This window comes from Neptunicoccus cionae (genome assembly GCF_002860325.1).
GTDB lineage: Bacteria > Pseudomonadota > Alphaproteobacteria > Rhodobacterales > Rhodobacteraceae > Amylibacter > Amylibacter lutimaris.
Window position 1 is genome coordinate 781,700 of the sequence record NZ_PKOJ01000001.1, and the last position, 18,519, is coordinate 800,218.

18 protein-coding genes are annotated in these 18,519 nt (G+C 58.0%); 7 read left to right on the forward strand and 11 right to left on the reverse strand.

Going from position 1 to position 18,519, the window contains the following annotated elements:
* Positions 1-86: 86 nt before the first annotated feature.
* From C0U40_RS03710 to C0U40_RS03725, 4 genes are all read right to left on the reverse strand, one after another.
* Positions 87-1,241 (reverse strand): acyl-CoA dehydrogenase family protein, encoded by a 1,155-nt coding sequence (locus tag C0U40_RS03710; protein ID WP_180957606.1) that lies wholly within the window; start codon positions 1,239-1,241, stop codon positions 87-89.
* Between the two features lie 61 nt (positions 1,242-1,302).
* The gene (locus C0U40_RS03715; protein ID WP_101654370.1) at positions 1,303-3,078 is read right to left on the reverse strand and encodes an acyl-CoA dehydrogenase C-terminal domain-containing protein; all 1,776 of its coding nucleotides are present in this window, start codon (positions 3,076-3,078) and stop codon (positions 1,303-1,305) included.
* A 54-nt stretch (positions 3,079-3,132) separates the two neighbouring features.
* A complete protein-coding gene (locus tag C0U40_RS03720) occupies positions 3,133-3,531 on the reverse strand; it encodes a MerR family transcriptional regulator (protein ID WP_101654371.1) in 399 nt (132 codons plus the stop codon).
* A gap of 167 nt (positions 3,532-3,698) precedes the next feature.
* Positions 3,699-4,094 (reverse strand): MerR family transcriptional regulator, encoded by a 396-nt coding sequence (locus C0U40_RS03725; protein ID WP_101654372.1) that lies wholly within the window; start codon positions 4,092-4,094, stop codon positions 3,699-3,701.
* A gap of 428 nt (positions 4,095-4,522) precedes the next feature.
* Here C0U40_RS03725 and C0U40_RS03730 point away from each other — a divergent pair, with 428 nt between their 5' ends.
* The 3 genes from C0U40_RS03730 to C0U40_RS03740 are packed head-to-tail and all read left to right on the forward strand — an operon-like array spanning position 4,523 to position 6,850.
* On the forward strand, positions 4,523-5,005 hold the full coding sequence (locus tag C0U40_RS03730) for a PaaI family thioesterase (RefSeq protein WP_101654373.1): 483 nt from the start codon (positions 4,523-4,525) through the stop codon (positions 5,003-5,005).
* Positions 5,002-5,511 (forward strand): PaaI family thioesterase, encoded by a 510-nt coding sequence (locus C0U40_RS03735; protein WP_101654374.1) that lies wholly within the window; start codon positions 5,002-5,004, stop codon positions 5,509-5,511. The genes C0U40_RS03730 and C0U40_RS03735 overlap by 4 nt, the downstream gene beginning before the upstream one ends.
* A 34-nt stretch (positions 5,512-5,545) precedes the next feature.
* Entirely contained in the window at positions 5,546-6,850 is a 1,305-nt protein-coding gene (locus C0U40_RS03740) for an MATE family efflux transporter (RefSeq protein WP_101654375.1), read from the forward strand.
* 43 nt (positions 6,851-6,893) lie between these two features.
* Here C0U40_RS03740 and arsC read toward each other — a convergent pair whose 3' ends face one another.
* Genes arsC through C0U40_RS03755 form a run of 3 tightly spaced genes read right to left on the reverse strand, consistent with a single transcriptional unit; the run spans position 6,894 to position 8,628 of the window.
* On the reverse strand, positions 6,894-7,241 hold the full coding sequence (gene arsC / locus C0U40_RS03745; RefSeq protein WP_101654376.1) for an arsenate reductase (glutaredoxin): 348 nt from the start codon (positions 7,239-7,241) through the stop codon (positions 6,894-6,896).
* Entirely contained in the window at positions 7,238-8,296 is a 1,059-nt protein-coding gene (locus C0U40_RS03750) for a quinone-dependent dihydroorotate dehydrogenase (RefSeq protein ID WP_101654377.1), read from the reverse strand. The genes arsC and C0U40_RS03750 overlap by 4 nt, the downstream gene beginning before the upstream one ends.
* Positions 8,293-8,628, reverse strand: coding sequence for a DUF952 domain-containing protein (locus C0U40_RS03755; protein ID WP_101654378.1), 336 nt, complete (start codon positions 8,626-8,628; stop codon positions 8,293-8,295). Before C0U40_RS03755 ends, C0U40_RS03750 begins: the two co-directional genes overlap by 4 nt.
* Before the next feature lie 104 nt (positions 8,629-8,732).
* Here C0U40_RS03755 and C0U40_RS03760 point away from each other — a divergent pair, with 104 nt between their 5' ends.
* Entirely contained in the window at positions 8,733-10,106 is a 1,374-nt protein-coding gene (locus tag C0U40_RS03760; protein ID WP_101654379.1) for an MATE family efflux transporter, read from the forward strand.
* Here C0U40_RS03760 and C0U40_RS03765 read toward each other — a convergent pair.
* The 3 genes from C0U40_RS03765 to thrS form a co-directional block, all read right to left on the reverse strand.
* Complete coding sequence (locus C0U40_RS03765) at positions 10,097-10,300, reverse strand: hypothetical protein (protein ID WP_101654380.1); 204 nt, start codon at positions 10,298-10,300, stop codon at positions 10,097-10,099. The two genes, C0U40_RS03760 and C0U40_RS03765, sit on opposite strands and share 10 nt — an antisense overlap.
* Positions 10,301-10,458: 158 nt before the next feature.
* Positions 10,459-10,983 carry a GNAT family N-acetyltransferase gene (locus tag C0U40_RS03770; RefSeq protein ID WP_101654381.1) on the reverse strand — a complete coding sequence of 175 codons (525 nt, stop codon included), beginning with the start codon at positions 10,981-10,983 and terminating at the stop codon, positions 10,459-10,461.
* Positions 10,984-10,989: 6 nt separating this feature from the next.
* The gene (thrS, locus tag C0U40_RS03775; RefSeq protein WP_101654382.1) at positions 10,990-12,936 is read right to left on the reverse strand and encodes a threonine--tRNA ligase; all 1,947 of its coding nucleotides are present in this window, start codon (positions 12,934-12,936) and stop codon (positions 10,990-10,992) included.
* A 223-nt stretch (positions 12,937-13,159) separates the two neighbouring features.
* Here thrS and C0U40_RS03780 point away from each other — a divergent pair, with 223 nt between their 5' ends.
* The 3 genes from C0U40_RS03780 to C0U40_RS03790 are packed head-to-tail and all read left to right on the forward strand — an operon-like array spanning position 13,160 to position 15,090.
* Positions 13,160-13,693, forward strand: coding sequence for a pseudouridine synthase (locus tag C0U40_RS03780; protein WP_101654383.1), 534 nt, complete (start codon positions 13,160-13,162; stop codon positions 13,691-13,693).
* Complete coding sequence (locus C0U40_RS03785; protein ID WP_101654384.1) at positions 13,694-14,431, forward strand: alpha/beta fold hydrolase; 738 nt, start codon at positions 13,694-13,696, stop codon at positions 14,429-14,431.
* Positions 14,428-15,090 carry a nitroreductase gene (locus tag C0U40_RS03790; protein ID WP_101654385.1) on the forward strand — a complete coding sequence of 221 codons (663 nt, stop codon included), beginning with the start codon at positions 14,428-14,430 and terminating at the stop codon, positions 15,088-15,090. The genes C0U40_RS03785 and C0U40_RS03790 overlap by 4 nt, the downstream gene beginning before the upstream one ends.
* Positions 15,091-15,100: 10 nt before the next feature.
* On the opposite strand, the gene C0U40_RS03795 is transcribed toward C0U40_RS03790, so the two are convergent.
* A complete protein-coding gene (locus C0U40_RS03795) occupies positions 15,101-18,517 on the reverse strand; it encodes an efflux RND transporter permease subunit (protein ID WP_101654386.1) in 3,417 nt (1,138 codons plus the stop codon).
* Positions 18,518-18,519 lie beyond the last annotated feature (2 nt).

Here is an 18,519-nt window from a genome sequence, read left to right on the forward strand (position 1 = left end):
CCTTTTTAAGAGTTTACGGCTGGGGGGCTTCCCCCGGCCGCGCAATTCGGGAAGCTCCGGCCCCAAGGGCCGGAGCAGTGCTGTTATCAGAGCGAACGACTCGCCAGTTCTTTCATGATCTCGTTGGTGCCGCCGTAAATACGCTGTACGCGGGCGTCAGTGTACATTTCTGCTACAGCATATTCCGACATAAAGCCGTAACCGCCGTGCAATTGCAGACATTCGTCTAGAACTTCGCCTTGGGTGTCGGTCAGCCAGTATTTCGACATAGCCGCCTGTTCCACAGTCAGTTCGCCGCGCAGGTGGGCAGCGATCAGCGTGTCGAGATAGGCCCGTGCCACCTGTGTTTTGGTTGCACATTCCACCAGTTTGAAACGGGTGTTCTGGAACTGGGTCAGAGGTCCGCCAAAGGCTTGGCGTTCTTTACAGTACTCGATGGTTTTCGCCACCGCACCTTCCATTGCGCCAACCGCGCCACAGCCGATGATCAAACGTTCTTGGGGAAGCTGCTGCATCATTTGGTAGAAGCCGCGGCCTTCTTCGCCGCCCAGCAGGTTCTCTGGCGGAATTTCCACGTTGTCGAAAAACAGCTCTGACGTATCAGCGGCTTTCATGCCGATCTTGTCCAGATTGCGGCCGCGCTGGAAACCTTCGGCCCCGTCTGTTTCCAGAACCATCAGGGATGTGCCCTTGGCCCCTTGGCTCGGGTCGGTTTTGGCTGCCACAAGGATAAGATTCGCGTGCTGGCCGTTGGTAATAAAGGTCTTCTGGCCGTTCAGTTTATAGCTGTTGCCATCCTTGATCGCCTTGGTTTTGATCGCCTGCACATCGGACCCGCCGGAAGGCTCGGTCATGGCAAGTGCGCCGACCAGCTCGCCGGAAACCAGCTTGGGCAGCCAGCGTTTCTTCTGCTCTTCCGTACCGCAATGCAGGATGTAGTGGCCAACAATGCCCGAATGGATGCCGTGGCCCCAGCTTGCAAGGTTCTGACGCGAACCGGCCATCAGGATCACCGCTTCATGGCCGAAATCGCCACCGGCCCCGCCGTATTCTTCCGGGATAGAAGGGCAAAGCAGGCCGAGTTCACCGGCCTGTTGCCAGGTTTCACGATCCATTTCACCTTGTTTGCGCCATTTTTCGAACTTTGGCGCCCATTCGGTCTCGATAAACTGGGTTGTCATCTCTTCGAGCATCTTGTGCTCGTCCGTCATCCATTCAGACGACAGGTTGGGGATGGTCATGGTCTCTCTCCCTTAACGTGAGAGGGTGGCAGTGATGCCACCCGAATCTTCAATGTGTTGCTCAGAACGCTTCCGCGTCCAAACCCATCACGTTTTCTGCGCCGGACTGGATCCGCGCAAGGTGCATGCCAGTGGCAGGCAGCTGGCGCTGCATATAGTAACGACCCGTGATGAGCTTGTTCTTGTAGAACTCTGGATCATCGGTGCCAGCGTCAAGTGCAGACGTTGCGGCTTTTGCCATACGCGCCCACATCAGCCCCATGCAGACATGGCCGAACAGGTGCATAAAGTCCGAAGAACCGGAGAGCGCCGCGTTCGGGTTTTTCATGCCTTCCTGCATAAAGAACATACCGGCAGTTTGCAGATCCTTGGAGGCCTGTTTGAGCGGTGCAATGAAATCGGCAATCGCTTCGTTTTCCTTATTCTCGGAAATGAAGGTTTTCACCATGTCAAAGAAGGCCATGACGTGTTTGCCGCCATCCTGTGCCAGCTTGCGGCCCACCAGATCCAGCGCCTGAACGCCGTTCGCGCCTTCATAGATCATGGCAATACGGGCATCGCGGGTGAACTGGGACATGCCCCATTCTTCGATATAACCGTGACCGCCGTAAATCTGCTGGGCCTGAACTGTCATGTCATAGCCCTTGTCGGTCAGGAACCCTTTCAGAACCGGAGTCAGCAGGGAGATCAGTCCGTCAGCGTCTTTGTCGCCGTTTTCCTCGGCGCGGTCGATCATCATTGCGCCCCAGTAAACAAATGCACGGGCGCCTTCGACGAAGGATTTCTGATCCATCAGGCTGCGGCGCACGTCGGGGTGCACGATCAGCGGATCAGCCGGTCCGTCAGGGTTTTCAACGCCGGTCACAGCGCGGCCTTGCAGGCGGTCCTTGGCGTAGATCACCGCGTTCTGATAAGCCGCTTCCGCCTGCGCCAGCCCCTGCATCGCCACACCCAGACGCGCATGGTTCATCATGGTGAACATGGCACGCATACCTTTGTGTTCGGTGCCAAGCAGGTAACCGGTAGCCCCGTCATAGTTCATTACACAGGTCGAATTCCCGTGGATGCCCATCTTTTCCTCGATAGAGCCGACAGCAACACCGTTGCGATCCCCCAAAGACCCGTCTTCGTTGACCATGAATTTGGGCACGATGAACAGGGACACGCCCTTGATGCCTTCCGGCCCGCCAGCGATTTTCGCCAGAACCAGATGGATGATGTTATCGGACATGTCGTGCTCGCCCGAGGAGATGAAGATCTTCTGGCCGGTGATCTTGTAAGAACCGTCCTCTTGCGGATCCGCTTTCGTGCGCATCAGGCCGAGATCGGTGCCGCAGTGGGATTCTGTCAGGTTCATGGTGCCGGTCCATTCGCAGGACACCATTTTCGGCAGGTAGGTTTCTTTTTGTTCATCCGTGCCATGGGCGTGGATCGCAGCATATGCGCCGTTGGTCAGACCGGAGTACATCCCGAAGGCCTGGTTTGCAGAAGAAACCATTTCAGACACAGCCATCCCCAGCAGGTAAGGCATACCTTGTCCGCCGTATTTCTCGTCAGAGGCAATGCCGGTCCAGCCGCCTTCGCGGAACTGGTCAAATGCAGCTTTAAAGCCGGTGGGGGTGCGCACCACACCGTTTTCCAGCTTGCAGCCTTCCTTGTCGCCCACAACGTTCAACGGCGCGATAACCTCGCCGGTGATCTTGCCGGCTTCTTCCAGAACGGCGGAGGTAAAGTCAGGCGTCAGGTCTTCGTAACCGGGAATTTTTTCGTTCGCGACGTCAAGAACGTCATGCAGGACAAAGGCCATGTCTTTGGTGGGCGCGGTATAGGTTGGCATTAGCGTGTTCCTTGGTCTTTGGAATTGAATGGTAGGGGTGCAGGTTGCGCAGGTTTACTCTGCGGCTTCCTGCGCGAATGTTTTGGCTATGAAGTCAGCGCCCCATTCGAGCTGTTTCTCGAATTCTGCGATGGTCTGGTTCAACTCGTCGCGCTGCTGCTTCATGGCAGCCAGACGCTCTTGTGCCAGTTCATAGGTTTCTGTCAGCTGGGTGCGCTGTTGGTCGCCGATATAGTAGAGATCGAGCAACTGGCGGATTTCTTCCAGTGAAAAGCCGAATCGCTTGCCCTGAAGGATCAGTTTCAGGCGAGCTTGGGATCTTTTGCCATAGAGGCGTTTTTGTCCGTCGCGGAGCGGGGACAAGAGTTCTTTTGATTCGTAAAACCGCAAAGTACGCGGGGTTACATCATATTCTTCGCACATCTGGCGAATAGTCTTACGGGGTTCAGACATGATTGACCTCGGGTTCAAAGTTGAATCGTGATGCTTACGTGAACGTAAACGTAACACAAAATCTCGGATTGTGCATTACGTTTACGTAAAGAGACGCAGCGTTACTTCAACCTTTACGGGTCAATTTTTATGGAAACCGGCAAATTCCCGCAGGTTGCCACAGGTATTCAGCTGGCTTTGCCGGTGATACGGGCGTTTTGAAGGCGCTCTTCGGTGCGCGCGCGCAATTCTCGCAGTTCGTCCAGTGTTACAGCCAGTTGGGCATAACGCTCTTCCAGTTCTACAAGCTGGCGATCGGCCATCTCCATAAGCGCTTCCAACTGGTTCTGCTGGTTTTCCTTGTCGTACATCTCCAGCCACTGGCGGATTTCTTCAAGACTGAAGCCCCAGCGTTTGCCCCGCAGAATCAGCTCCATGCGGGCAAATTCGGTTGGGCCGTAAAAACGGGTACGGCCCTCTTTTTCAGGGAAAATCAGTTCGATGTATTCATAATAACGGAGCGTACGCGTGGTCACATCGAATTTCGCGCACATCTCCTTCAGGTTCAAGCGGTCGCCCGGCATACTGTTCATTCCTCCCAGGAAGATTTGGGCGAAATTTACCAAACCAGGGGAGGTTTGCAATACGAAACCCTGTTCCGCACTGCAAAACGGGTTGAGTCAGGGGACTTGCGACGTGAAAAAAGTAAACTGCGGTCCACACCAAACGCAGGAATTGCCGGATTTATATAGCTTGCAAATGCGGCCGATGGGTTCAGCTTTTTCGTGGAAAACATCACATCCCGAAAGTCTGCAAGGGTTGGAACCGCAAGAGCATTGTAGCCGGGTGGCGCTGTGCTACAACTGCCGTTGCAGCTGTTATGCTGTGTCCTAGGTTGAAAAATTAGGACTTGTGAAGTGAATTGCAAGTTAAATATCAGTGACGTAACCAAGAGAGATATTCCGGCGAATATCGCTCGGGGTTTTCGTTTCAGGAAGGGACGCACAGACCGATGACCGAAGAAGAACTCCGCCAACGGGTGGCTGTAGCGAAGAAATTTATGTCAGCGCTGCCGTTCTGCCATGCTCTTGATATGCGGATTGACGAGGCAGGCATCTCGGAAGCGGTGATGTCCATGCCCTATGATCCCCAGATTGTCGGCGATCCCGAAACTGGTGTGGTCCACGGAGGCGCGGTTTCCGCGCTGATGGACACGTGTTGTGGCTTTGCCGTGAACCTGCACCCAGAATGTGTCAGCCCGACAGCAACGATTGATCTGCGTATGGACTATATGCGGTCTGCCAAACCCGGAGAGCGTATCTTCGCCAAGGCCCACGTTTATAAGGCAACGAGCACAGTCGCGTTCGTCCGCGCCATTGCTTACGAGGACGATCCCGAAAATCCGGTTGCGACTGCGACAGGGGCCTTCGTATTCAGTAAAAGCAGAAAGGCCGGCAAGGGCAAGGCGGCGGACAAAAGCGGAGCAGCAGCATGAACAAGCCGGAATCTTTACAGGCGGTCAAACAGCGTCGGGACGGTGTGCTTGCAGCGCTGGTGGACAGCATTCCCTACATCAAGTTCCTTAACATTACTTTTGACCGGCGCGGCGATGAACTGACAGCTGTTATGCAGTTCGAAGAGAAGTTGATCGGCAATCCGGCGATTCCGGCCATTCATGGCGGGGCTACCGCATCTTTTCTTGAGACTGCCGCGCTGATCGAACTGGCTTGGCAACGGGCATGGACCGCGATGGAAGACGACAAGCTGGATGCGGATAACGTGACAGCTTCGGGTTATCTTCGGCTGCCCAAGACCATCGACTTTACAGTAGATTACCTGCGCTCCGGCCTGCCAAGGGATTGTTATGCCCGTGCGCGGGTCAACCGCTCCGGTCGACGCTACGCCAGTGTGCACGTAGAGGCATGGCAGGACAATCGTGCCCGCCTGTTTGCGCAGGCAACGGGGCATTTCCTGATGCCACGGCTCGACACGGTTGGCTGAGCCGCTTCCCCCCCACACTCAGGCGGAAGGCAGGATGCGTCTGACCCACCGCCGGGTTTTGAATGTGGCGGTGCCTATTGTGATTTCCAATGCCACGGTTCCGATCCTCGGGGCGGTGGACACCGGCGTTGTGGGGCAGATGGGGCTGGCCGCCCCGATTGGTGCGGTCGGGATCGGGGCAATCATCCTCACGGCGATCTACTGGATTTTCGGCTTTTTGCGGATGGGAACAGCTGGACTGACCGCGCAAGCCATCGGCGCGCGGGATCGGGGGGAGGTCTGCGCCCTTTTGGTGCGTAGCCTGATGATCGGCCTGCTGGCGGGCGTCGGGTTCATCCTGTTTCAGGTGCCGGTCTTTTCTGCGGCCTTTCTGATCGCGCCGGCCTCGCCCGAGGTGGAGGGGCTGGCGCAGGGGTATCTTGCCATTCGGGTCTGGAGCGCCCCTGCTGCCATTGCTATTTACGGGCTAACCGGCTGGCTGATCGCCCATGAACGCACCAAGGCAGTACTTGTTTTGCAGATCTGGATGAACGGAGTGAACATCCTGCTGGACCTGCTGTTCGTTCTGCAACTGGGCTGGGGCGTAGAGGGTGTGGCAATTGCGACTGTCATTGCCGAAGCCAGCGGGCTGATGCTTGGCCTGTGGCTGGTGCGTGACGGATTTTCCGGTGATTACTGGCGCAACTGGGCAGTGGTGTTTGATCGCGTGATCCTGCGGCGCATGGCCTTGGTGAATTCGGACATTATGATCCGCTCGGTGCTGTTGCAGATCGGCTTTGTGTCATTCCTGTTTTTGGGGTCCTCTTTTGATGACACAACGCTGGCGGCAAATCAGGTGCTGATCCAGTTCCTGTTCATCACATCCCACGGCATGGACGGGTTTGCCTTTGCCGCTGAAGCGCTGATCGGGCAGGCGCTGGGCGCGAAGGACCGCACGTCCCTGCGGCGCAGCGTGGCGCTGACCAGCTTTTGGGCTGCGATCGTGATTGTTATCCTGTCGGTATTCTTCGCAGTCTGGGGCGGCTGGCTGATTGATCTGATGGCTAAAGCGCCTGCGGTGCAGGCAGAGGCGCGGGAGTATCTGTTTTGGATGGTGCTGGCACCGTTTCTGGGCGGCCCGTCATGGATGCTGGATGGCATCTTTATCGGGGCGACCCGAAGCCGCGACATGCGCAATATGATGGTGGTGTCTTTTGCGATCTATCTGATGTCGGTCTGGTTGCTGCTTGGCCCGTTTGGAAACCACGGGCTTTGGGCCAGCCTGCTGATTTTCTTTGTCGCCCGCGGCGTGACCCTTGCTATCCGGTATCCGGCTCTGGAGAGGGATGCGGGCAGTTAACAGCGCGGCTTAAGAGTATTTTGGGAACATTGAAGTTTGTGGGCTAGCTGAACAGGCCCAAGACAGCTTCCGGCGGGCGGCCAATGGCGGCGCGGTTGTTGGCAAAGACCACGGGGCGTTCGATCAGGATCGGGTTTTCTGCCATGGCCGCGATCAGCGTTGCTTCGTCGCCCGTCTTGGTCAGGCCGAGTTCGCGAAAGCGTTTCTCGCCGCTGCGCATCAGGTCAATCGCAGGGAGGCCCAGCAAGGCCAGTGCGTTTTCAAGCTCTGACTCGCTTGGCGGCGTTTCGAGATAGCGGATAATTTCGGGGGCGTGACCGGCCTCTGTCAACAGTTCCAGCGTCTGGCGGGATTTGGAACATCTCGGATTGTGCCAGATTGTAACGCTCATAACCATTTCTCCTGTTGAGTGCCCACTGCATCGGCGACGCTTGCGAAACCGTCCTGTTCAAGCAACCGGTCAAGATCCCGCGCGATTTGGGAAGCAAGGGACAATCCCCCGTAAACAAGCGCCGTATAGAGTTGCACGGCAGAGGCGCCGGCGCGGATTTTGGCATAGGCTTGTTCTGCATTGGAAACACCACCGACGCCGATCAGCGGGATTTTGTCGCCGGTCAAATGGCCAAGCTGTGCCAGTATGCGGGTGGAACGTTCAAACAGGGGTTGACCCGAAAGTCCGCCTTGCTGATCCCGATCCGCGCTGCGCAGGCCTTCTCGGGACAGCGTTGTGTTGGTGGCGATGATCCCGCTGATGCCGCTGGATGTAGCGACTTCCGCGATGTCTTCGAGATCCGCGCTGTTAAGATCAGGCGCGATCTTGAGGAAAACCGGCAGGGGACGCTCCAGCGCGGCGCGGGTTTGCATCACGTCAGACAGCAGCGAGGCAAGGGCCGCTTTGCCCTGCAAGTCCCGCAGTTTCTCGGTGTTGGGCGAAGAGACATTCACAGTCGCAAAGTCGATATAGGGTGCACAGCGTTCCAGCACCTTGCAGAAATCGGCGGCCTTATCCTCTGTCGTTTTATTGGCGCCAAGGTTCAGACCGGCGATGCCGCTGTCGCTGCGCTGTGCAAGCCGGTTGGCGATCGCTTCGGCCCCGTCGTTGTTAAAGCCGAAACGGTTGATGGCAGCGGCGTCTTCGCGCAGGCGGAACAGGCGGGGTTTGTCATTGCCGCTTTGCGGTTTTGGGGTGGCTGCGCCCACTTCGATAAAGCCGAAGCCCGATTGCAGCAGCGGTGCAACGGCGGTGGCGTTCTTGTCAAATCCGGCCGCCAGCCCGATCGGGTTGGGCAGGGACAAGCCGGCCAGCGAGGTTTGCAGGCGCGGAGAGGTGACAGGGCCGGATTTCGGCGTTAGACCCAGTTGCAACGCCTTGATGGCGAGCCCGTGGCCGGTTTCGGGGTCAATCCGGTACATGGCCGCCAGTGCCAGACGCTCTGCCAGTGTCATGTCATCTTCACCGGAAAGTCATGACCGTCCGCGCCAAGGGGCAGTTCTTCGGCCCAAGCGACATGGTCTATGCGGAACGGCGCGTAGAGGTGGGGGAATTTCGCCCCGCCGCGGGAGGTTTCCCATTCCAGTTTTTCCATCGCTTCTGTATCTGCGGCAATCAGCCAGAGGCCGGTTTCCCCCGCAAAATGGCGGGCGGCGGTTTCGCGGGCCTGTTCACGGGTGGAGAAATGAACAAAGCCGTCGGCCAGATCCACCGGCGCACCCAGCGTTTCGCCTGCGGCCTGCATCGCGGCCCATTCATCGGAGCGGAAGATTTTATAGATAAGCATGGGCGCGTGATGCCGCGAGTCCGGCTTCACGTCAAGGTGGATTGATGCTCGACAGGGGGGCGGAACCGTGCGACCGCTGGTCGGGATACATCAAGGAGCGTGAAATGTCCCAATCCCGTGACCTGACGACAGGGCCGGTTTCCGGTCATTTCCGGACATTGGCAGTGCCAATGGCCATCGGTATGGTGTTCACGACACTTTATAATGTGGTGGATACGTTTTACGCCGGTATGATCTCCACTGATGCGCAGGCCGGACTGGCGATTTCCTTTCAGGTGTTCTTTGTCATGATCGCCTTCGGCTTCGGGCTGAATGCAGCGCTGAATGCGCTGGTGGGTAAGGCGCTGGGGGAAAAGCGGGGCGGGCAGGCCAAACGGATTGCCTGTCAGGGGATCACCTATTCCATACTGGCCTCGGCTGTTCTGGCAGTGGTTGGCTTTATTGCGATGCCTTATATGCTGGCGATTGTCTCTGAACCGGGTGCCTACCGCGCGGCCGGACAGTCCTATTTGCAGGTCCTGCTATTCGCTGCGCCAAGCTTTCTGGTGGCTTTCAGTGCAAATGGCATCCTCGGGGCGCAGGGTGATATGAAATCCATGCAGCACGCGCAGATCGCCTCTTTTTTTGTGAACCTCGGGCTGAACCCTCTGTTTATCTTCGGCATTCCCGGCGTCATCGACGGCATCGGATTTAACGGAATTGCCCTGTCCACTGCGGTCAGTCAGACGGGGGTGATGGTGTTTATCCTTTACCGTGTGTTTACCTCGGATGTGATGGCACACAAGCAAACAGCGGTGTTCCGGCCCCGCGCCAAATGGATCAACCAGATCACGCAACAGGCGCTGCCGACCAGTTTCACCATGATTGTCATGATGCTCGCTGGTTTTGTCGTGCAGTATTTCCTCAAGGGTTTTGGCGGGGCTGCGGTGGCGGCATATGGCATCGGGCTGCGGGTGGAACAGCTTGTCCTTTTGCCCGGCTTCGGGTTAACGGGGGCCTTGTTGCCGATTGTGGCGCAGAACTTCGGGGCAGGGAATTTCGACCGTGTGCGAGAGGCATTGTGGTTCTGCTGCAAGGCAGGGATTGTGCTGATGTTTTGCGGATCGGTGGTACTGTGGGTGGCTGCACCCTATGCCGTTGCAGTGTTCAGTGACGATCCTGAAGTGATCCGCATCGGCGCGCAATATCTGCGCGTGGACGGGTTCATCCTTCCGGTTTACATCGTACTGTTCGCGATGAATTCGTTTCTGCAGGCGCTGCAAAAGCCGGTTTATACGCTTTGGGTCGGGATTTACCGGCAAGGGTTGGCAGTATTCTGCTTCAGCTGGCTGTTTGTGCGGGTTCTGGACCTTGGCACATGGGGCGTATGGTTTGGTATCGCGGTTGCCGTGGTTTCAGGCTTGGGCCTGTCCCTGTGGCTTAGTGCGCGTGTGGCGAGTCAACAGATCGGTGGTTGGCGTGCGTGGGTTCAGCCGTAGCGGGCCTGTAGGACGTTGAACAGGGCACCTTTACGGGGGGCCTGTTCCTTTTCGTCCGGTCGCGACGGGAGTACTTCGGCTTTGGCCCGCAGGGTTTGGGATGTGCGCAGGACATGCGGGTCCGGTGCGTTGGTGCATGTGTCTTCATGCGGTTGTTTGCGCGGATTTTCTGTGGGGTGGTACTGGGATGCCATTTGCTCTGCCTCTGAAATGACGCGCCACTCTGCGGGGCGCTAGCAGGTTCAGCCTGCTGGCGGATTCGGGCAGAAATGCGGCGTGCTGGCGGGGCGGATGCCGCGGCTTTGTGATAAATGCAACAGATTTGTGACGAAAAGGTCGCGCTTCCTTTAGGTCACTTCGGGTTGGGGCGCTGCATAACAATCGTATCGCCGCCCATATAGTGGGCCGTGTGCGATTTTCTGTATCCGAGTCGCTCTGCCAGTTTCTGCGAGACATCATGTGCCGGATGAAAAATCGCGACAGTTTGGTCAAAACGGGTATCGGCCCAATCGAGTGCCGCGTTCATGGCTTCGCGGGCAAAGCCTTGCCCCTGCGCCCAGGGTGCGAGCACCCAGCCTGCTTCGGGGGTGTCGCCAAGTGCAGGGCGGATGTCCCGCTTGTAGTTGGCAAAGCCGATTTCACCGACAAAACGTTCGTCGTGGGTCGTCACGCACCAATATCCGAACCCCAACATCTGCCAGTGTCCGGCGTAGCGCAGAAAGCGGGACCAGCTTTCGGCAGGGGTGGCCGGTTCGGGCAAGATGTATTTGCTGACCTTCGGGTCAGCCCACATCGCCGCAGAGTCTGCGTAATCCTGCAAGCGATGTGCTCGCAGGATCAGCCGTTCCGTGTTCAACTTTGGTGCGGCGGTCAGCATCCTGACCTAGCGCATGTCCGGAGGTGTAGCCTCGGCCGAGAGGTCTGACAGCACTGCGTCCAGCGCCTGAACCGAGGTTTGCTTTTCCCCCAGTCGGCGTACAGAAACCGTGCGCTCCTCGACTTCCTTCATGCCGATCGCAAGGATCACCGGAACCTTGCCAAGGGAATGTTCACGGACTTTGTAGTTGATCTTTTCGTTGCGGATATCCGCCTCGGCGCGCACGCCTGTAGCGCGCAACGCGGCAACCACTTCGTGGACGTAATCATTCGCGTCTGAAATAATCGACGCCACAACAACCTGACGCGGGGCCAGCCAGAACGGCAGCTTGCCTGCGTGGGATTCGATCAGGATACCGATGAACCGTTCAAACGAACCAAGGGTCGCGCGGTGCAGCATCACAGGGCGGTGTTTGTTACCGTCCTGCCCGATAAAGGTGGCGTCCAGCCGCTCGGGAAGCACAAAATCCACCTGATGGGTGCCGCACTGCCAGTCACGCCCGATGGCGTCGGTCAGAACGAATTCCAGTTTAGGGCCGTAGAAAGCACCTTCACCGGGGTTCAGTTCCGGCTCGATCCCTGCCTTACGGGTGGCAGACAACAGCGCTTCTTCCGCCTTGTCCCAAACCTCGTCCGAGCCTGAGCGCGTTTCGGGACGATCCGAGAATTTCACCTTGAAGCTTTCAAATCCGAGGTCTTTGTAAACCTTGGACAGAAACTCGATATAGATTGCGGTCTCAGATTCGATCTGGTCTTCGGCACAGAAGATGTGACCGTCATCCTGCGTAAAGCCGCGCACCCGCATGATGCCGTGCAAGGCGCCGGACGGTTCGTAGCGGTTGCAGGAACCGAACTCCGCCATGCGCAGCGGCAGGTCGCGATAGGATTTCAGGCCCTGATTGAAAATCTGCACGTGGCACGGGCAGTTCATCGGCTTCAGGGCGTTGACCGCTTTTTCGCGGGCGTGTTCTTCATCCACTTCGACGATGAACATGTTTTCCTGATACTTTTCCCAGTGACCCGAGGCTTCCCAGAGCTTGCGGTCCACCACCTGAGGGGTGTTCACCTCTACATAGCCGTTCTTGTCCTGCATCCGGCGCATGTAGTCTTGCAGTGCGGTGTAGATTTTCCAGCCGTTCGGGTGCCAGAAAATCTGGCCCGGTGCCTCTTCCTGCATGTGGAACAGGTCCATTTCGCGGCCCAGCTTGCGGTGGTCCCGTTTCGCGGCCTCTTCCAGCATCAGAAGATGGGCTTTCAGGTCATTCTTGTTCTTGAAAGCCACGCCATAGATGCGTTGCAGCATGGCGTTGTTGGAATCCCCGCGCCAGTAGGCCCCTGCCACCGACATCAGCTTGAAACTGTCACCCGGAACCTGACCGGTGTGTTGCAGGTGCGGACCACGGCAAAGATCCTGCCAGTCCCCGTGCCAGTACATGCGCAAGGGTTCATCACCCGGAATGGCATCGATCAGTTCAACCTTATAGGGTTCGTTATTGTCCTTGTAGAACTGGACAGCGCGGTCGCGGTCCCAGACTTCTGTGGTCACAGGCTCGCGTTTGTTGATGATCTCGCGCATTTTCTTTTCAATCGCGCCGAGGTCTTCGGGGGTGAAAGGCTCTTCGCGGTCGAAATCGTAATACCAGCCGTCTTTGATCACAGGGCCGATGGTGACTTTTACATCAGGCCAGATTTCCTGCACGGCGCGGGCCATGATATGGGCGCAGTCGTGGCGGATCAGTTCAAGCGCCTGAGCATCGTCCTTGATGGTGTAAATCGCGAAGTCTGCGTCTTCGTCGATACTGCGGGACAGGTCGCGGTGTTCGCCGTTTACGGAGCAGGAAAACGCGGCTTTGGACAGGGATTTGGATATATCCGCGGCCACTTCTGCGCCGGTGATCCCTGCGGGGTAAACGCGCTCTGCGCCATCGGGAAGGGTAAGGGTAATGTCGGCCATTTGTCGGCTCCTCCATCATTTTGGCGCCTACGAAACGCCCGGTTGCGGTTATGTTGCCGCGGTTCTGGAGATTCCCTGCGTCCTTGTCAAGATTTGGAATTGTCTTTCAGACGGTTGCACGTGCTTGCAGCTTCATGCACTAGTTTGGCAAGACACGAACCCAAGGCTCTGTTGTGTAGTGCAGCAGACAGATGGCCCCGCGTCAAAGCAACAGGCAAGCCGCATGACCACGATCCTTTTCAACAAACCCTTCAACGTGCTGTCGCAGTTTACCTCTGAAGGGGGGCATCGCAGTCTGGCAGAGTTCATTAACAAGCCCGGTGTCTATGCTGCGGGTCGGCTGGATCGGGACAGCGAGGGGCTTTTGGTCCTTACAGATGACGGAAAGCTGCAAAACCGTATCGCATCGCCGAAGTTCATAGCGCCGAAAACCTACTGGGTGCAGGTCGAGCGCGAACCCGATGACGCGGCCCTTGCGGCCCTGCGCAAGGGTGTCACCCTGAAAGATGGCCTAACCGCCCCGGCAGAGTGCGAGCGGATGGCAGAACCTGCGGGCCTGTGGACCCGTGACCCGCCGGTCCGTTTCCGCAAATCCGTGCCGGATTGCTGGATTTCCCTGACCATTCGGGAAGGACGCAACCGGCAGGTGCGGCGCATGACAGCAGCCGTCGGTCATCCGACGCTGCGTCTGATCCGCTATTCCGTTGGCGACTGGACGCTCGACGGGTTAGAACCGGGACAATGGCAGGAGATTTAAATGGTTGATTATCTGGAAGCAAACGGACGGCGCATTGCCTACCACAAGACGGCTGGGACCGGACCGGGGATCGTGTTTCTGGGCGGTTTCAAGTCCGATATGGAAGGCACCAAAGCCGTTTATCTGGAAGACTGGGCGAAAGCACGGGGGCGGGCGTTCCTGCGGTTTGACTATTCCGGTCACGGCGAAAGCTCCGAGGCGTTTACAGACGGATGCATAGGGGACTGGTCGGCGGATGCGCTGGCGGTTCTGGACCAGTTGACAGAAGGGCCTCAGGTTCTTGTCGGCAGTTCAATGGGCGGCTGGATGTCTTTGCTGGTGGCCCGCGCACAACCCGAGCGGATCAAGGGGCTGGTGGGCATTGCCGCTGCACCGGACTTCACCGAAGACAGCATGTGGGCGGGGTTCGACGGGGCGCAGCGCACGGCATTGATTGAACGGGGGCGGGTGGAACTGCCCAGTGAATACGATGACGGGCCTTACGTTATCACCCGTAAACTGATTGAGGACGGGCGCAACCATCTGGTTCTGCGCGACCCGCTGAACCTGCCGTTTCCGGTGCGCCTGCTGCATGGTACGGCAGATACGGATGTGGCAATGTCCGTGCCGCTGCGCATTCTGGACCACGCAACCGGCGGGGATATCAGACTGACCTTCGTAAAGGGGGCAGATCACCGGTTTTCCGACATTGCCTGCCTGCAACTGATTTTGGACGCAGTGGAAGACGTAAGCTCATGAATGTTTCACAAGCCGTAGCACAACGCCGCTCCTGCCGCGCGTTTCTGGAGCAGCCGGTCGATCCCGATCTGGTGCGCGAAGTCCTTGTCAAGGCAGCCCGCGCCGCATCGGGCGGGAACGTGCAGCCGTGGCGGCTCTATCTGTTGCATGGCGACCGCATGGCGGATTTCAAAGCGCAGATGGCTGAACGTTCGGCGAAGGGTTTAGTCGATGCACCGGAGTATCCGGTTTATCCTTCCCCGATGAAGGAACCCTACCGCAGTCAGCGGTTTGGCGTCGGGGAAACCATGTATGCCCGACTGGGCATCCCGCGAGAGAACAAACAGAAGCGGCTGGAATGGTTTGCCAACAACTTCCAGTTTTTCGGGGCGCCGGTAGCGGCGTTTCTTTTCGTGGATCGGGACATGGGCGCGGCCCAGTGGAGCGATCTTGGCGGGTATCTTGCTACAGTCATGCTCCTGCTGGAGGAAGCAGGGCTCGGTTCCTGTCCGCAGGAGGCGTGGTGCACACAGCATAAATTCGTGTCGGATTTTGTCTCTGCTCCGGCGGAAGAAATGCTGTTCGCGGGTCTGGCCATCGGACTGCCTGACACGGCCCATCCTGTGAATGGCTTCATGTCAGAACGTGCTGAGCCGGAAGTGTGGTTGCGGGACGCCTGAACTTATTGATTTAACCCTGCCGGCTGCGCTGTTTCAAAACCAGACTTGCGCCAAAGGCGGCCAGCAGAGTGAGGATCAATCCGGTCAGCAGCACCGTAAGGGACAGCAGGCTTTCCGGTAACGCGGTCAGGTTTGAAAGGTTCAAACGTGCCAGCAGGGACGGTATCCACGCCGCCGTTGCACCTGTTGCGATTTGCAAGCCGATCGTCGCAGTCAGCAGCGCAACACTAACAAGACTGGCCCCGAGAAGGATGATGCGCTGCCCCCGCGCGCGGTGGCGCCCGAACCCAGCGCGGCGGTAGGATTTGAACAGCCGTCCCACATCCTGTTGCACCACCAACAGCGACGGCACCACCAACAGAACCAGAAACAGCCCAACGCCCAGACCGTAGCAAAGCGTGATCACCGTCGGCTTCAGGAATTCCGCCTGCCGCGACCCTTCGTACAGCAGCGGCACCAGTCCCAGAACTGTGGTGAGCGTGGTCAGCAGGACGGGGCGCAGACGGTCTACGGCGGCGTCAATGATTGCAGGCACCAGACCGCGATTGCGGGAATATTGATCCACGGTAGAGACCAGTACAATACTGTCGTTTATGATGATCCCCGACATGCCGATCAGCCCGACGACCGAGAACATGGACAGGGATACGCCCCAGACATAATGGCCGTAGATTGTCCCGATCAGACCGAAAGGAATGACAGCCATCACCACCAATGGCCGCGTCCAGCTTGCAAATATCCATGTCAGCGTCAGGTAAATTCCGAGCAGACAAAGACCAAAGCCAAGCATCGCATCCGACAGGAACTCCTGCTCCTGCTCTGCCAGCCCGCCCATGCGCCACTCCACCCCGAGATCAGCCGCGATGGCGGGCATGATGACTTCGCGGATCTGGTTTTCGACAAAGGCCGCGCGGGCGGGATCGTCTTCGGATATGTCACCGGTGACATTGATCAGCCTGATCCCGTTTTCCCGTCGTACCGTGGAAAACCCGATGCTCGTATCTACGCTGACCACATCGGACAGGGGCACGTAGGTACCACTCGGGGTGCGCAGCCTTGTGCGGTCCAGAAAATCCGCCGTCAGTTCGGATTCCGGCAGGCGCACGGTGATTTCTCCGGTGCGCACGCCAACTGGGAAACTGGCGGCCTCGATCCCGTTCAGGCGGTTGCGCAGCTCCCGCCCGATGGCATCAATGGTAAAGCCCAGCGTCTGCCCCTGCGGGGTCAGCTCCAGCACCAGTTCTTCCTTGTCGTAGGCGAGGTTGTCCTCCACCGCCGAGACTTCGGGATATTGCACCACAGCTGCTTTCAAAGCTTGCGAGGCCTGTTTCAGCGTATCGGCATCAGCCCCGTAAATCTGGATGTCGAGGCTGTCTCCACCCGGACCAGAGCGCCAGCCGCGAAAGCTGACGGTTTCTACAAGCGGGTGCTCCCGAACGTTCTGCTGGATCGCTGCCACCAGTTCAAAAGAGGTATAGGGGCGGCTGTCCGCATCAATCAGCTCTACCGCAATAGAGCCGAGCTGGTCTGCATCTTTGGTATCAGACCCAGCCAGACCGCGCCCCGTATTGCCACCCACTTCTGCCAGCACGTAAGTGACAGGGTTTATGCCGTATTCTTTTTCGTATTCGGCTGCGGTATCCCGCACCGCACGCTGCAATTCGCGTACCATTTCCAGCGTATCAGCGCGGGTGGCACCGGATACCATTGCCACATTGCCAGAAATCGATGCCTGCTCCGGCGCATTGAAAAAGCGCCAGCGCACTTCCCCCGTCAGGAAGAGCGCGGATTGCAGGGCCAGCAGTACAATAACGCCCGCCAGAACCGGATAGCGCAGGGTCAGGACAAGGGAAACGAACCGGCGAAAAACTGTTTGACGGAACCAGTCAAACCCCTTGTTGAACGTGGTTGAAGGCCAGTCGTACCAGCGTTTCTGGTCAATCGCAGCGAGCGCGTGGGACATGTGGTGGGGCAGGATAACAAAGCACTCCACCAGAGAGGCCAACAGCACCACAATCACCGTGAAGGGAATATCGGCAATCAACGTGCCAAACCGCCCGCCCACGGCTGTCAGCGCGAAGAAGGCGATAACCGTCGTAACGGTCGCCGAGAAGACCGGTGCGGACATGCGTATTGCCGCATTTTCCGAAGCTTCCACCGGATGTTCTCCAAGGTGCCTAGCCCGAAAATCCGCGTGTTCCCCCACCACGATGGCGTCATCGACAACGATCCCGAGGGTAATAATCAAGCCGAAGAGAGAGACCATGTTGATGGTCAACCCGAAGGCAAACATCAGCGCGATGGCGGCGAACATCGCCACGGGAATACCGGCCGCCACCCAGAAGGCGGTGCGGGCATTCAGGAAGAGGAACAGCAACAGAATAACCAGCCCGAGCCCCACCAGACCGTTGTCTACTAGGATGTTCAGCCGGTCGGTAATCGCTTGTGCGCGGGTCCGGATCAGCTCAACCGTAACGCCTTCGGGCAGGGTAAGCTGCATCTCCTGCGCGATCTGTTGTACCTGTCGCTGCATCTGGATCGCATCGCCCTGATCGGCGCGGTCAACGCGGATTGATACGGCAGGAAAGTCTCCGACGTAATAGCTGCGGTCCCGCGTTACGCCCTTAACTTCGATTTCTGCCACGTCGCCGACCCGCAGTTTGGAGCCGTCGCGGTTGGAGCGCACAACGATATCCTGAACCTGTTCGGGGCTGCGTTTTTCGATGCCGGTGCGCACCCGTGCAGCGCCGCCGGCCACATCGCCTGCGGGATCGGTCTCGGCTTCTTCGGCAATTGCCGCAGCGATTTCGGCAAGGGTGACGTCATTTCGGATCAACGAAAGTTCCGGCGCGTTTACTGTGATCTCCGGTGCCGCGACTCCGCGAATGGTGGTGCGCGTAACGCCTGCGCGAAACAGGCGGGCGACAAATTCATCTGCAAAGCGCCCCAACTGGTCGGGTGAAACAGGGCCGGAAATCACCACATCGGTGACGCGGTCCCGCCATGCGCCACGCCGGATAACGGGTTCGTCCGCGCCTTCTGGCAGATTGGTTACACTGTCCACGGCGGACTTCACATCGTCGGCGGCCCGCGCCATATCCCAATTCGGTTCGAATTCCAGCGTCAGCCTTGCGCTGCCTTGGGTGGCGGAACTGCTCGTGCTTTCTATTCCTTCAAGAGACAAAAGCGCGGGTTCCAAAACCGAAACGATGCCATTGTCGACATCTTCGGGGCCTGCGCCGTCCCATGCAACAGAGACAGAGATGCTGTCCACGATGACATCGGGGAAAAATTGCGAGCGGATTTGTGTGACAGAGCCAAGACCAATCACCAGCATCAATACAAGGAGCAGGTTTGCTGCGGTCCGGTGTCGGGTGAAATAGCTTAGCACACCGCCAGCCGCAGGGGGGAGCTGCCGCATCGCCATGA

What these genes read in the sequence shown, in the direction of transcription:
- C0U40_RS03780 (WP_101654383.1), top strand. Translation starts at nt 13,160, where the DNA reads ATGACCACGATCCTTTTCAACAAACCCTTCAACGTGCTGTCGCAGTTT.
- thrS (WP_101654382.1), bottom strand. Translation starts at nt 12,936, where the DNA reads ATGGCCGACATTACCCTTACCCTTCCCGATGGCGCAGAGCGCGTTTAC.
- arsC (WP_101654376.1), bottom strand. Translation starts at nt 7,241, where the DNA reads ATGAGCGTTACAATCTGGCACAATCCGAGATGTTCCAAATCCCGCCAG.
- C0U40_RS03785 (WP_101654384.1), top strand. Translation starts at nt 13,694, where the DNA reads ATGGTTGATTATCTGGAAGCAAACGGACGGCGCATTGCCTACCACAAG.
- C0U40_RS03710 (WP_180957606.1), bottom strand. Translation starts at nt 1,241, where the DNA reads ATGACCATCCCCAACCTGTCGTCTGAATGGATGACGGACGAGCACAAG.
- C0U40_RS03720 (WP_101654371.1), bottom strand. Translation starts at nt 3,531, where the DNA reads ATGTCTGAACCCCGTAAGACTATTCGCCAGATGTGCGAAGAATATGAT.
- C0U40_RS03730 (WP_101654373.1), top strand. Translation starts at nt 4,523, where the DNA reads ATGACCGAAGAAGAACTCCGCCAACGGGTGGCTGTAGCGAAGAAATTT.
- C0U40_RS03735 (WP_101654374.1), top strand. Translation starts at nt 5,002, where the DNA reads ATGAACAAGCCGGAATCTTTACAGGCGGTCAAACAGCGTCGGGACGGT.
- C0U40_RS03790 (WP_101654385.1), top strand. Translation starts at nt 14,428, where the DNA reads ATGAATGTTTCACAAGCCGTAGCACAACGCCGCTCCTGCCGCGCGTTT.
- C0U40_RS03765 (WP_101654380.1), bottom strand. Translation starts at nt 10,300, where the DNA reads ATGGCATCCCAGTACCACCCCACAGAAAATCCGCGCAAACAACCGCAT.
- C0U40_RS03715 (WP_101654370.1), bottom strand. Translation starts at nt 3,078, where the DNA reads ATGCCAACCTATACCGCGCCCACCAAAGACATGGCCTTTGTCCTGCAT.
- C0U40_RS03740 (WP_101654375.1), top strand. Translation starts at nt 5,546, where the DNA reads ATGCGTCTGACCCACCGCCGGGTTTTGAATGTGGCGGTGCCTATTGTG.
- C0U40_RS03725 (WP_101654372.1), bottom strand. Translation starts at nt 4,094, where the DNA reads ATGCCGGGCGACCGCTTGAACCTGAAGGAGATGTGCGCGAAATTCGAT.
- C0U40_RS03760 (WP_101654379.1), top strand. Translation starts at nt 8,733, where the DNA reads ATGTCCCAATCCCGTGACCTGACGACAGGGCCGGTTTCCGGTCATTTC.
- C0U40_RS03750 (WP_101654377.1), bottom strand. Translation starts at nt 8,296, where the DNA reads ATGACACTGGCAGAGCGTCTGGCACTGGCGGCCATGTACCGGATTGAC.
- C0U40_RS03795 (WP_101654386.1), bottom strand. Translation starts at nt 18,517, where the DNA reads ATGGCGATGCGGCAGCTCCCCCCTGCGGCTGGCGGTGTGCTAAGCTAT.
- C0U40_RS03770 (WP_101654381.1), bottom strand. Translation starts at nt 10,983, where the DNA reads ATGCTGACCGCCGCACCAAAGTTGAACACGGAACGGCTGATCCTGCGA.
- C0U40_RS03755 (WP_101654378.1), bottom strand. Translation starts at nt 8,628, where the DNA reads ATGCTTATCTATAAAATCTTCCGCTCCGATGAATGGGCCGCGATGCAG.